The sequence below is a fragment of the Sphingobacterium paramultivorum genome, from assembly GCF_014109745.1.
Classification (GTDB): Bacteria; Bacteroidota; Bacteroidia; order Sphingobacteriales; family Sphingobacteriaceae; genus Sphingobacterium; species Sphingobacterium paramultivorum.
Genome location: NZ_CP058555.1, coordinates 5080264 through 5093715, shown reverse-complemented (window position 1 = coordinate 5093715; position 13452 = coordinate 5080264). Strand labels below are relative to the sequence as shown.

The following is a 13452-nucleotide window of genomic DNA, read 5'->3' as shown; positions in this document are numbered from 1 at the left end:
GGTTGTAGCCAAAAAGAAGAGGGCAGTTAATTAAAAATTATTTTGCCAAAGCCGTACAAACCGCATAAAAGAATACAGGATCAATACGACACCAAAGATTGTTTTGTAAGTTGGATTAATTTCAATGGGAAAATTATCCCAGAATATAATCAAAAGGCCCAAAACAAAATAAAAGCCAAACATAAATAGTCCCAAAATAGACAGAAACCGCTTCAGAGGCGATTTCTGTCTATAATTTGAACTATTATTCGAATTAAAATTTGTCATTCTAATTTTGAAGGTTCAATCGAATTGGTAAAGTGTACGCTACACGAACTGGACGGCCATTTTGAATACCAGGCTTCCATTTCTTCGCTTTCTTAAGCAACCTTACGGCTGCATCACCAGTACCATATTTCAAATCGCGTTTGATATTGATGTCTGTCAAGCTACCATCTTTTTCTACAACGAAGGATACCTCAACGACACCATTTACACCATTTTCAGTTGCAGCAGCTGGATATTCGTAGTTTGAACCAACCCAAGACATAAATGCAGCCATACCACCGATAGGCATTGGTTGAACCTCAATGGCATTAAATGGAAGAATTTCATCTCCATTACCATTTGGATCGCCTTTTGCAGCGCCAGTGATTGCACCATCTTGTTTCTTCGAACCAAATTCACCACGTGCAACAGAAGTACCAGTTGGGCTACCTTTCAAGGTAATACGCGCTGGCGTTTTATTTGGATCTTTCAACTCTTCCTGAGAAGCAACTTCTTCCACAACTTTGTTTGCAGGAGCTACTTTAGGTTCAGGGAAACGAACCAAATCTTCTTTCGGTACATCCATAGCCACTTGTTGAGGTTTTTCTTCCGGTTCTTGTGGAAGCGGCTCCTCTTCAGGCTCTGGTGGTTTGATTTCTTCAAGGTCTTCCAAAGTAACTTCAGTTACTGCTGGAGGTGCCTCAACGGCTTTCTTCGGGAACAGCTTACTTCCATAAACACTAAGGAAACTGGCTATGACTACAATGCCGATAACGACAAGAAGTCCCCTGTTAGTCGCTTTAGGCGCTAGCTTACGAAGCTCATAAGCTCCGTACTCCTTATTGCGGCCTTGAAAAACGACGTCAAGCCATTCTTTCTTAAAAATATCTAATTTTGACCCTATCATCTTATTTTAGTTTTTTGTGTCAATCTAATAACTAATCATTATAGATATTGTCACGTTTTAACACTTCCACTTCCTCTGGAGTAATCTTTCCGATCATATAGCGTTTTACGTCTACAATTTTCATCTCGTCAAGAATGTCAACAAGATTACGTTGTGTACATTTATCACTAGGTCTTATGATTACGATCATGTCTTTACCGCCTGAAACGCGAGGTATATATGCCTTTTTCTCCATTAAGACCTTACGAATCCCATCCGCACCATAACCGGCAACAGTAGGACCTTCGATCGGACGAGCAACTTGACCATACACCCAAGAGACTTTATTGTCAGAACCCAATAAAATTGTAAGTGAACGATTATCTGCTGTAAGCAATTCATCGCTTTGTTGCTCCTTAATTTTATTTTTGTCTGGCATAGCCACATCCATCGCTTGCGGTTTATTTAAGGACGTAGTCAACATGAAGAAGGTAATCAACAAGAATGCCAAATCCACCATCGCCGTAAGGTCGACCTTACCGCCATTCTTCTTGGATCTTACTTTCCCGCCTTTGCCTTTTTTACCACTATCCTGATTTAATTCTGCCATTGTTTGTTCTTATTAAATCGTCAATTATTTCTCCTCAGCACGCATGCCTGTTATGAAACTAAATTTGTTTTGCTTTTGATTGCGCAACGTTTCAATAACTAAATTAACCGAAGGATATTTTTCATTCGCATCTGCTTTGATAGCCATCTTTAAAGGTCCTGGATGCACGAAGTTTTTATCAGATGCCTCCTTTTCTTTATTTACTTCCTCAGCTGCAAGACGGGCATTTTGAACCCAGTAATACAACTCATTTGAAGTATTCTCTGTACTATCAACCGGGATACCAGTTTGCAGACCTTTTTCTGTACGCTTACTTCCATCCAAGGCCAATAATCCTTTCAATTTAGACATTGGTACACCAAAGTTTTCCATCAATTTGAAACGATCGTAATCTTCTTGTGAAAAGCCAACGCCATATTTTGCTGACATTCTTTCTAGTGCTTTTACGCGAACTTGTTGATCAGTCGTACCGAAGAAAACTTTACCTTGATCGCCTATTGTGATCATACCCACATTTGAATCAGGTAACTTATCTTTCGTAGTCGATGCTGGGGTATCCACCGTCAATGCTTCCGGTTGGCGCGCAGTCGCCGTTAAGACGAAGAACGTAAGCAGTAAGAACGATACGTCACACATCGCTGTCATGTCGATCGACGTACTGGCTCTTTTTACTTTTGCTTTACCCATTTTAAATTCTTCTTTTTAAATTAAAAACTCAATCTTCTATCCTATGATGCTTTTAATTTTTGATTTCCATAAAATAAAATCAAAAACTTTCATCATAGTTCTTATTTGTGGTTTGCAGCGTATGTTTGTACGATTGAGAAACCAGCTTCGTCGATAGAGTAAGTTAATTTATCGATTTTTGCAGTAAAGATGTTATACAATACGATAGCGAATGTTGAAGTCGCGATACCAGTTGCTGTATTGATCAAGGCCTCAGAGATACCGTTTGCCAATTTAGCTGAATCTGGAGCACCACCTGTTGCCAATGCCGAGAAGGCTTTGATCATACCTGTTACCGTACCCAATAGACCACATAATGTACCGATAGAAACTAATGTAGCGATAACGTTTAAGTTTTTCTCTAACATTGGCATTTCTAATGCTGTAGTTTCTTCGATTTCTTTTTGAATTGCAATAGCAGCTTTTTCAGTGTTTACTTCAGGATCTGCAGATACTGATTTGTATTTCAATAAACCAGCTTTTACAACATTTGCTACTGAACCTTTTTGTTTGTCACATTCAGCGATAGCTGAATCGATGTTTCCGCCATTGATTAACGTTTGGATCTTTCTAACGAAGTTCCCTACGTTACCTGTACCAGATGCTTTGTTGATAACGATAAAACGTTCTACGGAGAAAACCCATACCATTAAGAATAAACCAAGCAAAACAGGAACGATAGCACCAGCATGGTAAACCATTCCTAAATAGTTACCTGGATTTGGAGCATTTTCATTATTGTTGTCAACAAAGTTTGTAGGGTTACCCATTACAAATTTCCATAAACAGAAACCAACGATGAAACAGATGATGATTGCAGCTTGAGCGAAGAAAGATCCTCCGTTGTTGCTCTCTTGTTTTGCAGCAGTTTTAGGTGCGTTTGCCATTTTTCTAATTTTTAGTTTTTTACTGTTGTTTAAATATATAATGTTGTTTAAATTATATGCACTCTTATTCGCTTTTGAAACCAATTTTGCAAAGCAAATTTAATATTTAATGTCAAATTTAAAATATTCCTCTTAAATATATAAAAAAAATCAAATTTGTTTTTAAAACTGAATACACCATTAATCAGTGTTATTTTTCTCAGCAGTTCCCGTTATATAATCATTGTTAGTTTATGCTAAATCGCTTATTCGCAATAATTATTTTACAATGAAAGCCATTTTTTTTTTGATATGCAAAAAAATCAAGGATTTTAAACGACAAAAAGTAAGTGATTACTCATGTTTTTGAACAATCAGACATCCTACACCTAAAGCATACTTGCCTAATAGACAATTCATTAGATTTGTCACTATTATCCCTGATATACTTGTTCAACCACCAACTAATTTTACGCGATACCCCTCTTTAAGTAACAAATCATAGATCTTTTGTTTAAACTCTCCCTGAATGATAATCTCCCCGTCCTTCACTGTTCCGCCAACTCCACACTTCGTTTTCAACAATTTACCTAAATTCTCCAAGTCTTCCACTTTTCCAACAAACCCCGTAACCAACGTAACAACTTTCCCCTTCCGCATCTTCCGGTCAAGCTGTACTTTTAGGTTTTGCTGATTTACAGATAACGTATCAGCTTCCTGAAAAAAATCAGCCAGCTGATAGCTGAAGCTGTCATCTGTTGAATATACAACGCCCTCATAGGACTGTTTCTTATTTTTACTCATGATCTTAACAAATTATCTTTAACGCTTTTGGCATAATGGAAATATCCAATTTATCGCCAAGTTCGATCGGCTCCCCATCCACATGAACCGGTGAAACCTTATCAATCTCGATCTGTATGTTCTTTCCGGGAATGATCTCGACATAACTGGATTGATCTGCCGATTTATTAAAAAGATGGAAAATCATCTTTGGTAAAATGTAAAGCGGAAATTTGTGCACGATACAGACATCTAAAATGCCATCGTTAACCGAAGCCTGTGGCGCTATATAGGCATTATTTCCATATTGGGGAGAGTTCGCTACACTGATCATAAACGCTTGCCTTTCGTACATTTTTCCATCAATCGTCAATTTATAATGTGCAGGTTGGTATTTACTGAGCACATTAAAAACCGACTTCATATACCCCAAAGGTCCACGAATATTTTCATTGGCAAAATTTTCACTTACAGATGCATCAAATCCCAAACCCGCGATATTAAAAAAACGTCTATCATTAATTACACCACAATCCACCTCTATCGATTCAAAACGATTAATCCGACGGATCGCAGCAGCTTCATTCATTGGAACCCCCAAGTAGAGCGCCAAGCCGTTGCCAGAGCCTTCAGGAATAATCCCCAATGGAATTCCAGATCCTACCAAAGCGGACCCTAGCTCATTGATCGTCCCATCACCACCAACCGCTATGACTGCATCATAGCCTTCTTTGATCGCTTTTAGCCCAATTTCGTAAGCATGGTTCGGTCTCGCAGTCTGCTGGAAAGTAGGATCAAACTTCTGCAAATCAAGCACATCCAGCACTTGTTTTTTAAAGGAAGTTTTATTTTTCCCCCCTGAAATAGGATTAATAACAAACAGTATTTGTTTACGTTCTGACATATCCAAAGATAGCGGAAATTACCAATTTCTTAAAATAATGTAATCTTTATACTAATTAACGCACTTCCCTATGATTTTAAAAGTTAAAATATAAATTTGATTTTAAATAATCCTCAAAGTATTGTAGCTTTGTCGCACAAAAAATAGAATGTGGACTGATTTGCGTGCTGTTGCGTTACAAGGCAACGACAAGGAGATTGCAACCACAGTAAAAAAGTGCTAAAAACCCTTCGCTATCACGGCTCTTATCACTTTGCTGTTATTTCATTCTAGCGCAAATCCAATATTAAAAATTACGTAAAGCATGGCTTATTTATTTACGTCAGAATCTGTTTCTGAAGGGCATCCAGACAAAATTGCGGATCAAATTTCAGATGCATTAATAGACAATTTTTTAGCATGGGACGAGGATTCTCGCGTCGCTATTGAAACACTAGTAACCACAGGACAGGTTGTCCTTGCGGGGGAAGTTAAATCAAACATATACCTCGATGTTCAGAAAATAGCCCGTTCGGTGATCCAAAAGATTGGCTACACCAAATCTGAATACATGTTCGAGGCAAACTCCTGTGGCGTTCTTTCGGCGATTCACGAGCAGTCTGCTGATATCAACCAGGGTGTAGACCGCAAGACAAGACAAGAACAGGGTGCGGGCGACCAAGGAATCATGTTCGGTTATGCAAACAACGAGACTGAAAATTTTATGCCTCTGGCATTGGACCTATCGCATCGCTTACTTTATGAGTTGGCCGAGCTCCGCCGCGAAAATAACGAAATCCAGTATTTGCGCCCGGACGCAAAATCTCAGGTTACACTTGAGTATAGTGACGACCACAAACCAAAAAGAATTGAAGCAATCGTAATCTCTACACAACATGACGACTTCGATACGGAACAAGTTATGTTGGATAAAATTACACATGACATCAAAACGATCTTAATTCCACGTGTTAAAGCACAATTGAAACCAGAACTTCAGTTGTTATTTAACGATGAAATTAAGTTTCATATCAATCCAACGGGAAAATTTGTTATCGGTGGACCTCACGGAGATACAGGACTTACCGGTCGTAAGATCATTGTCGACACCTACGGCGGCCGAGGTGCACATGGTGGAGGGGCTTTCTCAGGAAAAGATCCATCTAAGGTAGACCGTTCAGCTGCATACGCAACGCGCCATATTGCCAAAAACTTAGTAGCAGCAGGTGTTGCAGATGAAATTCTGGTACAGATTTCCTATGCAATTGGTGTAAAAGATCCTATGGGAATTTATGTAAATACCTATGGAACGAGCAAAGTAAATTTGACCGATGGCCAGATTGCCGAAAAAATCGCACATTTATTTGATATGACTCCATACGGAATTGAAACGCGTCTGGGTCTGAGAAATCCAATTTATTCAGAAACTGCAGCCTATGGACACATGGGAAGAACACCAAGAAAAGTAACCAAGGAATTCGAAAGCTCAACCGGCGAGAAAAAGCAGATTGAGGTTGAACTTTTCACTTGGGAAAAACTGGATTATATCGATAAAGTGAAGGAAGAGTTTGGTTTATAAGAGCTAAACATCCATAAAGAGATAAAAGGGGGACATTATGTCTCCCTTTTTGTTTGCTGAAAACGTCTATTTTTCATTAATCACGAGAACCCTTCTCTCACGATCAGCGTCATTGGTGTTGGTGAATTCACGAAGGTTTTGTATCTTAAAGCTTCTAAACCGTTTCGATCATGAAAAGACGCAACTTTCTTCTAACACCCATGGTGCTCGTAACTGCTCCCACATGGGCAAATACAGTTCAATCGGATGAGGCTATCGAGTCCAGCACCATTGTCCATGTTGTTAATTTTTGGCTAAAAAAAGATCTCAGTGAAAAAGAAAAAAAGAATTTTGTTGGATTTTTTGAGGATCTTCGAAAAATCGACGTCATCAAAACTCTTAATTATGGCGTTCCGGCTCAGACAAACCCGAGACCTGTCGTAGACAACAGCTTTGACTATACGTTGATTGTCACTTTCAAAAACCTTAAAGATATTACAACGTACGAGACACATCCAATCCATTTAAAAGCGATCGAAAAATATCAACATCTCTGGACAAAAGTAACGGTTAAAGATACCTCCATCATTAAATAAGGCCGCGTGCCTTAATTTCCAAATATTTATTGATGGAGTTAATGGTCAGGTTTTCGGGCGCTGTATAGATTGTCTGAAACCCATTGCGAATCAGTTCCTGTACGATAAGTTGTTTCTCATAGATAAACTTTTCAGCAATGACCTGGTTGTAAATATCTATTGTCTTTTTCGGCGTACTCTTCGCTAAATCCTCTATTTCTACGTTTTTAAAAACAACAACGACAATAATGTGGCTTCTATTTAACATCGACAGATAATTTATCTGACGTCTTAAGGAATCTAAGGTCTCAAAATTTGTATAGACAAAAATCAGCGAACGTTTATTAATATGTGCATTGGCATAACTATATAATCTTCCAAATTCCGACTCCTCAAATTTGGTCGACACCTGGTATAGTGCTTCCGAAATCTTGTGCATTTGATTATTCCTCTTCTCAGCGGCTATAAATGCATTGATATCATTTGAAAAGGTTAATAATCCGGCACGGTCCTGCTTTAAGATGGTCGCATTGGAAAGAACGAGTGCTGCATTAATGGAGTAGTCCAATAAGGTAAGACCGTTGAATGGCATGCGCATTGCACGACCTAGATCAATAAAAGAATAAATTGGCTGAGACTTCTCCTCTTCGTACTGATTGACCATCAGCTTCTTTACTTTTGCAGATGCCTTCCAGTTCATGTGTCTATAATCATCCCCCTGCACATACTCTCTAACATGGTCAAATTCCATAGCCGAACCAATCCGTCTAATACGCTTTATACCCAGTTCATTCAACCGATTACTTGTTGCCAAAAGCTGATATTTTCGCAGTTGAATATAGGATGGATAACAGGGTATTTCCTGTTCTTGATTGGTAACAAACCTTCTTTTGAAAAATCCAAAACGCTTAACCAAAGCCATACAACGACCAAACTGATAAACTCCCCTTTGTGTGGGTCGCAAGGAAAACGAAATTTCCGAGCGCTGAAAGGCCGGCAAGCTTGTCGCAAAATCTTTATCCCGAATTTGAAGCTGTACCGGAAACTCCTCCAAAATATCCACTTTTGTCCCAAACGGGTAAAAAGAATTCACAATCAGCCGCATCGGGTTTTCATCGCCATTGGATAATTTTTCAGGATATATCCTTGTGATCTCAATTCGCCCCTTTCCTGAAAACAAGACAATAAAATCAAAAGCCAAAACAGCCAACCATATCCAAAAAACAATCCATGCCACAATCAACAATCCTTTAACGAAAAAAGAAAATGTAAAGAGTGTTGCTACACCTAATAGGGAGTAGAAGAATTGATTTGTTAGAAAAAGCTGCTTTAATTTCTTCATTATCTTGGAATTTCTACAGAATTAATGATTTGGTCGATGACATAAGCGGTGGTAAATCCTTCCATTTCCCTTTCTGGAGTCAACATGACACGGTGGCCCAATACGGCAGATGCTACCCTCCGAATATCCTCAGGAGTAACAAAGTCTCGGCCTGTCAACGCAGCTGAAGCCTTTGCTGATTCCAACAAAGCAATAGAAGCCCGCGGTGATGCCCCAAGGGTCAAACTTGGATTAGTTCTTGTCTTTATAATAACTTGAGCAATATAAGTTAACAACTCCTCGTGAACAAAGATAGATTTGATCAATTTCTGAAATTCTAAAATTTCTGCGGCCGAGACTACAGCCTGAACCTGATCCTCCTTATTCTGTGCTTTTTGGGCATGGTGCTCCTTTAATATTTCCAGTTCCTGTTCAAGTTCAGGATAATTCACATTGATCTTAAACAAGAAACGATCGAGCTGAGCTTCCGGCAATCGATAAGTACCTTCGTGTTCGATGGGGTTTTGCGTCGCAAAAACAACAAACGGTCCTGGCAATCGATAAGTCGTTCCATCGACCGACACTTGTTGCTCCGCCATACTTTCAAAAAGTGCAGCTTGTGTCTTTGCCGGAGCACGGTTGATTTCATCGATTAAAACAATATTTGCAAAAATAGGTCCTCTACGAAATTCAAATTCATTACTTTTCAAATCGAGTATCGACGATCCTGTTACATCCGAAGGCATTAAATCCGGTGTAAATTGAATCCGCTTGAATTCACTGTGAATAGTTTTGGCAATCAATTTTGCGGATAATGTTTTTGCTACCCCAGGTAAGCCCTCGATCAAAGAATGCCCTGAAGCCAAGATCGAGATTAAGAGCATATCAATCAATTGATCTTGCCCAACGATTACTTTTTTCACCTCCGACTTTACCTGCGCCATTTTATCGAATAAAACTGACACATCTATTCGGTTTTCAAAAGATATATATTTATCGAAGTCACTCATATCATTTTTGCTTTATGTTTAAACTCTTCTATTGTATCATTAATCAATTTGAGATCAGCCACATCATGTTGTTTAGCATCTTCCATACGAACAATCAGCCGGATTAAAGATTGTGTCTCTGCGAGCGAAACCCCAGACCGCTCAGCCAGCTCCTCACTGAACTCTTCTTCCCGCAACATCAGCGTGTCCAAATGAAACCGCATCCGAAGATCGTGCAGGAAGTAATCTATTTTTTTTGCGACCATATTACCTGGTGCACCATTTTCATAATATAAAGTAGCGATGGTTCCACAGAACTCCTTCGAGAGATTTGGTTCCGGGCTCACTACCGCCACAGCCCGTTGCTCACGTCTACTTCTAAACACAAGCAAAAGGACTAGCCCCGCTAACAAAACATACCATGCTTGCCTAAGACCATCATTCATAAGCAATACACGCAAAGGAGTCCGATATTGCCCCATATTCGCTTTAAAATCATACCAAGCGATCGGCTTATCATTTAGATAAGATAACGACTTAGCAACATAGGCATATTGCGAGGCGGAATTCAGCAAGTAATAGTTCCCAAATAAATCAGGGGTCAGGTGAAGATAGAACGTTCCTTTACCAAATTGAACCGCGATGAAGTTCGGTAGCGCAAATTCCTTATAGGTGATCGAGCCCAAAATGGTCGCATTTTTAGGAAGTTTTTTAAATACTTCGCCAAGATCTGATTTACTGTAATGAATTTTATTGTTATCGTTCATCAACCGCACGCGCAACTGACTTTTTATATTTACACCTTTTTTAAAACCATAGAAATTATCTGCTTCCAAACCCAGGGAATCCAATAGATAATTATCAATATCCTCGGCTACAATCATTGCTTTCCCACCCCGGTTTACATAATCCAGTAACTTATCTTCCGCTGCTTCACCCATCGAAAAATAGGACGTATAAAAAAATAAGTTAGCGTCTGTTTTCTTTGTGCTATCCAGATACTCATACAATGGTCGCTCAATTGTTGTATTCTTTTGATCAATGATATGCTTCAGTTCTTGACGCAATACATAAGCTCCAAAGGGATTTTTATCCTTTGCATCAAAAGTCCGATCCCAGATAATAGGTTTCTTACTTGTTGCATCGATAAGAGCTATTAGCACTAACACAACAGTCAATAATATCAATCCAAATTTTACCGATCCCTTCATTTAATCTGTTTTTGATATTGGTGAAACAATTGCTGATATTGACTAAAATTGTCTTCTGTCAATTCAAATTGACCAAACCAGACATAATCAAATATTCTTGTACATTCAGCAAATCCACGACGGAGCTCCTCGTTTTGAATCTCTTCTGCAAATTCAGCATTTGTTTTGCTCAGCTTCCATTTTATATGATCTGATTGCGCTAGTTTTTGAATATTCAATAGCTGTAAGTATCGGATTCCCAATGCATAATTCCTTTGGGCAATAGCCTCTTGAATATAAGGTTCTAGGTTGCTATTCATCAGATTTCGCTCCACATAGGCTAAAACGTCAAGTTCACTCTCCTCTTCACTATGTTTAATAAAATATTGTTTCCTGTTGTAGAGTACTTTATAGAGGATAAACGCTAATGCAATAACAGCTAAAAAGGCAAATACGTAGCCAAACTCTTCCCGAAATTTATAGGGATTATCTGGCATGATGCTTCCAATCCAATCCGCGAGTCGGGCAAGGATTCGCTGTAATACGCCTACCCGATCTTTAATATTTTCAGAATAAACAAAATCGTCCGTCTCGTATCTTTTGATGATATCCTGATAAGGATCCATTTTAAACGAACGTTCTTCGGTATATTTTGGAATCGAATCAAATAATGTGGGATCCCACAGGTCAATTTCATCTTTTTCCTTTTGGCCATTAGGTGCCTTTACGGCTATCGAGTCAATAGCGACAGAATCGGCTACCACTAAGGTAGAATCTATTTGCACATTAAGTGAATCAATCCTATCGCTGTTGGATTCTGTATTCCTTGGTTTGGGATCACAGGCATATATAATCGACAAACAGGCAATGCAGAAAAAAGACAAGAGTTTATTCATCTTTTCCTCCTATCTTTTCGATCATGCCATAAATACGTTCTCCAAATTTGAGATCCTTGGCCGTTTCGTAAATAATACCGTTGGCCAAAACACCGGACATATAAAGAAATAGGGTAAATAGTGTAATAAATAAGCCCCCAAATGTCATCAGCAGTTTTCCCCAGGATGAGTCAAAGAAGGCGGCATCTATTCCAAGGAAGTTGAACGACAAAAGCCCCATGATAATCAATGGTACAATGGAAATCATCATGACAGCCATTTGGAAAATAAAATTCACGATATAGGTGGCAATACCATACTGAATCAATTTTTTGCTCAGCATCACATAGGCGTCCGTAAAACAACTGCCCAGATCCGAATAGCCTTCACGATAAAATAAAAATGAGCAAAATAACCAGATGCCAACCATGGACCCCAAAATACCGATCGCAAAACTTCCGACGAAAGGGATAAAAGCACAAATTGCAGCGACGATGGCCAGGGGAATAAAGACGACAATTAATGCCAATATCATGGCAATTAAAAACATAAAGTATTTCCCGAGGTTTGATCTGAAATTCTTCAGCACCTCCGCTCCCGAAAATGCTGTACTTTTGCGCTCTTTGAGCAGTACAAAATATTCGATAGAAATACCATAAACGTACAGCCCCAAAGCTATCAGTGCCAGAATGAGTAATCCAGCCCAAGTAAAAGCATCGATATCCTCAAAAGAATCACTTTTGGCAGAGAATGTGATTTTTGTAGACAGAAAATAATAAACCAAGGCAATCCCCGCCAGTGGCAGAGCAGATAAACCAAAAATAGTAGAAACAAAGTGCCTATAGATCAATTTAAAAAGGTCTATAAAACTTTGGACAAAGTCCCCTATCTTCCGTTCTTTTTGAAATTCAAAGTCTATTTCCATTGAAATCGTTTTGCTAGTCGATAAGGATTAATAACATAAAAATAAAGGATAGCCAGTAAGGATAAAACGATTATCAATAAACATAACCAAATTGACACATTATAATACCGTGTTACAAAACCTTCCAATGTACCAGCGATAATAAAAAAAGGAATTGTGCTGACGAGAACTTTCATCGCAATCTTTGCTGTACGGACAAAAGATGTCAAACGTGTAAACGATTTAGGAAATAGAATGCTATTACCGATGGCCAACCCGCATCCTCCAGCCACAATAATTACCGAAATCTCAATAGTGCCATGAATCCAAATCGCTGACATGGCTTTCCCCATAACGCCATACTGGAAAAACATATGGTGAAATGCACCAAGCATAATACCATTGCTAAACAAAACATAACCTGTACCTACACTGAAAAATAGCCCAGCAGCAAAGGCCATAAAAGCAACCCGCACATTATTAATCGTAATCCAAATTGCTGACCCAAAGTCACTTCCCTTTCCATATACCGCAGCAGGATCTCCTGCTTTTATGCTTTCTATCGTCGAATCGACATAGTAGTCACCTAAAATAAGCCGAATAAAATCCATATCGTATACAGACGATACAAAACCAATGACCGAAGCCAAAACAAAAATTAAGAATGAATACAGCAAGGGTCGGCGAATCGACCAAATCGCCTGCGGTATCTCTTCATTGATAAAAGATTTAAACTTATTATTGGAAGCTTTCTGATCTTTATAGATTTTCTGATGGACGGTTACGGCCAATTCATTCAGATAAGCCTTTACCTTACTTTCAGGATAAAAGGTTTGTGCATACGCCAGATCATTTGTGAGCTCAATGTAATTTGAGGCCAATTCATCTGGATCAACCTGCATATTAATTGATAAATTATTTTCAATTAACGTCCATTTTTCTTTATTTCGTTCTACAAAGGATGCTTCTCTCATTAATTTTTTTAACTGGCATAACCAAATATAGGAAATATCCATGATTGAAAAGCACAAATTAGAGCT

At 38.7% G+C, this 13452-nt stretch carries 14 protein-coding genes; 2 read left to right on the top strand and 12 right to left on the bottom strand.

The window, feature by feature from the left end:
* Positions 1 to 268 precede the first annotated feature (268 nt).
* The 6 genes from HS960_RS21260 to HS960_RS21235 form a co-directional block, all read right to left on the bottom strand.
* On the bottom strand, positions 269 to 1153 hold the full coding sequence (locus tag HS960_RS21260) for an energy transducer TonB (protein ID WP_153844505.1): 885 nt from the start codon (positions 1151 to 1153) through the stop codon (positions 269 to 271).
* Positions 1154 to 1184: 31 nt separating this feature from the next.
* Positions 1185 to 1742, bottom strand: coding sequence for an ExbD/TolR family protein (locus HS960_RS21255; protein WP_153844506.1), 558 nt, complete (start codon positions 1740 to 1742; stop codon positions 1185 to 1187).
* Between the two features lie 24 nt (positions 1743 to 1766).
* A complete protein-coding gene (locus tag HS960_RS21250; RefSeq protein WP_075990315.1) occupies positions 1767 to 2429 on the bottom strand; it encodes an ExbD/TolR family protein in 663 nt (220 codons plus the stop codon).
* A 101-nt stretch (positions 2430 to 2530) separates the two neighbouring features.
* Positions 2531 to 3355, bottom strand: a complete 825-nt coding sequence (locus HS960_RS21245; protein WP_120335215.1) for a MotA/TolQ/ExbB proton channel family protein — start codon at positions 3353 to 3355, stop codon at positions 2531 to 2533.
* Between the two features lie 432 nt (positions 3356 to 3787).
* Positions 3788 to 4138 carry a translation initiation factor gene (locus HS960_RS21240; RefSeq protein ID WP_153844507.1) on the bottom strand — a complete coding sequence of 117 codons (351 nt, stop codon included), beginning with the start codon at positions 4136 to 4138 and terminating at the stop codon, positions 3788 to 3790.
* 4 nt (positions 4139 to 4142) lie between these two features.
* Positions 4143 to 5021, bottom strand: a complete 879-nt coding sequence (locus tag HS960_RS21235) for a diacylglycerol/lipid kinase family protein (RefSeq protein WP_153844508.1) — start codon at positions 5019 to 5021, stop codon at positions 4143 to 4145.
* A 304-nt stretch (positions 5022 to 5325) separates the two neighbouring features.
* Between HS960_RS21235 and metK the strand changes: the two genes are divergently transcribed.
* Positions 5326 to 6579, top strand: a complete 1254-nt coding sequence (gene metK, locus HS960_RS21230) for a methionine adenosyltransferase (protein ID WP_120335217.1) — start codon at positions 5326 to 5328, stop codon at positions 6577 to 6579.
* A gap of 170 nt (positions 6580 to 6749) precedes the next feature.
* Positions 6750 to 7154: a Dabb family protein gene (locus HS960_RS21225; protein ID WP_200845542.1), complete on the top strand. Its 405-nt coding sequence runs from the start codon at positions 6750 to 6752 to the stop codon at positions 7152 to 7154.
* Here the strand turns inward: HS960_RS21225 and HS960_RS21220 are convergent.
* Genes HS960_RS21220 through HS960_RS21195 form a run of 6 tightly spaced genes read right to left on the bottom strand, consistent with a single transcriptional unit; the run spans position 7147 to position 13386 of the window.
* Positions 7147 to 8475, bottom strand: coding sequence for a DUF58 domain-containing protein (locus HS960_RS21220; protein ID WP_153844509.1), 1329 nt, complete (start codon positions 8473 to 8475; stop codon positions 7147 to 7149). The two genes, HS960_RS21225 and HS960_RS21220, sit on opposite strands and share 8 nt — an antisense overlap.
* Positions 8475 to 9464 carry an AAA family ATPase gene (locus HS960_RS21215; protein WP_153844510.1) on the bottom strand — a complete coding sequence of 330 codons (990 nt, stop codon included), beginning with the start codon at positions 9462 to 9464 and terminating at the stop codon, positions 8475 to 8477. The genes HS960_RS21220 and HS960_RS21215 overlap by 1 nt, the downstream gene beginning before the upstream one ends.
* Positions 9461 to 10654 (bottom strand): DUF4350 domain-containing protein, encoded by a 1194-nt coding sequence (locus HS960_RS21210; RefSeq protein WP_153844511.1) that lies wholly within the window; start codon positions 10652 to 10654, stop codon positions 9461 to 9463. Before HS960_RS21210 ends, HS960_RS21215 begins: the two co-directional genes overlap by 4 nt.
* Complete coding sequence (locus tag HS960_RS21205) at positions 10651 to 11529, bottom strand: DUF4129 domain-containing protein (RefSeq protein WP_153844512.1); 879 nt, start codon at positions 11527 to 11529, stop codon at positions 10651 to 10653. The genes HS960_RS21210 and HS960_RS21205 overlap by 4 nt, the downstream gene beginning before the upstream one ends.
* Complete coding sequence (locus tag HS960_RS21200) at positions 11522 to 12433, bottom strand: ABC transporter permease (RefSeq protein ID WP_182330599.1); 912 nt, start codon at positions 12431 to 12433, stop codon at positions 11522 to 11524. The genes HS960_RS21205 and HS960_RS21200 overlap by 8 nt, the downstream gene beginning before the upstream one ends.
* The gene (locus HS960_RS21195; RefSeq protein ID WP_153844514.1) at positions 12424 to 13386 is read right to left on the bottom strand and encodes a stage II sporulation protein M; all 963 of its coding nucleotides are present in this window, start codon (positions 13384 to 13386) and stop codon (positions 12424 to 12426) included. Before HS960_RS21195 ends, HS960_RS21200 begins: the two co-directional genes overlap by 10 nt.
* Positions 13387 to 13452 lie beyond the last annotated feature (66 nt).

Excerpts from the sequence above, each read along its gene's own strand:
- HS960_RS21250 (WP_075990315.1), bottom strand. The coding sequence starts at position 2,429 with ATGGGTAAAGCAAAAGTAAAAAGAGCCAGTACGTCGATCGACATGACA.
- HS960_RS21210 (WP_153844511.1), bottom strand. The coding sequence starts at position 10,654 with ATGAAGGGATCGGTAAAATTTGGATTGATATTATTGACTGTTGTGTTA.
- HS960_RS21240 (WP_153844507.1), bottom strand. The coding sequence starts at position 4,138 with ATGAGTAAAAATAAGAAACAGTCCTATGAGGGCGTTGTATATTCAACA.
- HS960_RS21235 (WP_153844508.1), bottom strand. The coding sequence starts at position 5,021 with ATGTCAGAACGTAAACAAATACTGTTTGTTATTAATCCTATTTCAGGG.
- HS960_RS21220 (WP_153844509.1), bottom strand. The coding sequence starts at position 8,475 with ATGAAGAAATTAAAGCAGCTTTTTCTAACAAATCAATTCTTCTACTCC.
- metK (WP_120335217.1), top strand. The coding sequence starts at position 5,326 with ATGGCTTATTTATTTACGTCAGAATCTGTTTCTGAAGGGCATCCAGAC.
- HS960_RS21200 (WP_182330599.1), bottom strand. The coding sequence starts at position 12,433 with ATGGAAATAGACTTTGAATTTCAAAAAGAACGGAAGATAGGGGACTTT.
- HS960_RS21195 (WP_153844514.1), bottom strand. The coding sequence starts at position 13,386 with ATGAGAGAAGCATCCTTTGTAGAACGAAATAAAGAAAAATGGACGTTA.
- HS960_RS21255 (WP_153844506.1), bottom strand. The coding sequence starts at position 1,742 with ATGGCAGAATTAAATCAGGATAGTGGTAAAAAAGGCAAAGGCGGGAAA.
- HS960_RS21225 (WP_200845542.1), top strand. The coding sequence starts at position 6,750 with ATGAAAAGACGCAACTTTCTTCTAACACCCATGGTGCTCGTAACTGCT.
- HS960_RS21215 (WP_153844510.1), bottom strand. The coding sequence starts at position 9,464 with ATGAGTGACTTCGATAAATATATATCTTTTGAAAACCGAATAGATGTG.
- HS960_RS21245 (WP_120335215.1), bottom strand. The coding sequence starts at position 3,355 with ATGGCAAACGCACCTAAAACTGCTGCAAAACAAGAGAGCAACAACGGA.
- HS960_RS21260 (WP_153844505.1), bottom strand. The coding sequence starts at position 1,153 with ATGATAGGGTCAAAATTAGATATTTTTAAGAAAGAATGGCTTGACGTC.
- HS960_RS21205 (WP_153844512.1), bottom strand. The coding sequence starts at position 11,529 with ATGAATAAACTCTTGTCTTTTTTCTGCATTGCCTGTTTGTCGATTATA.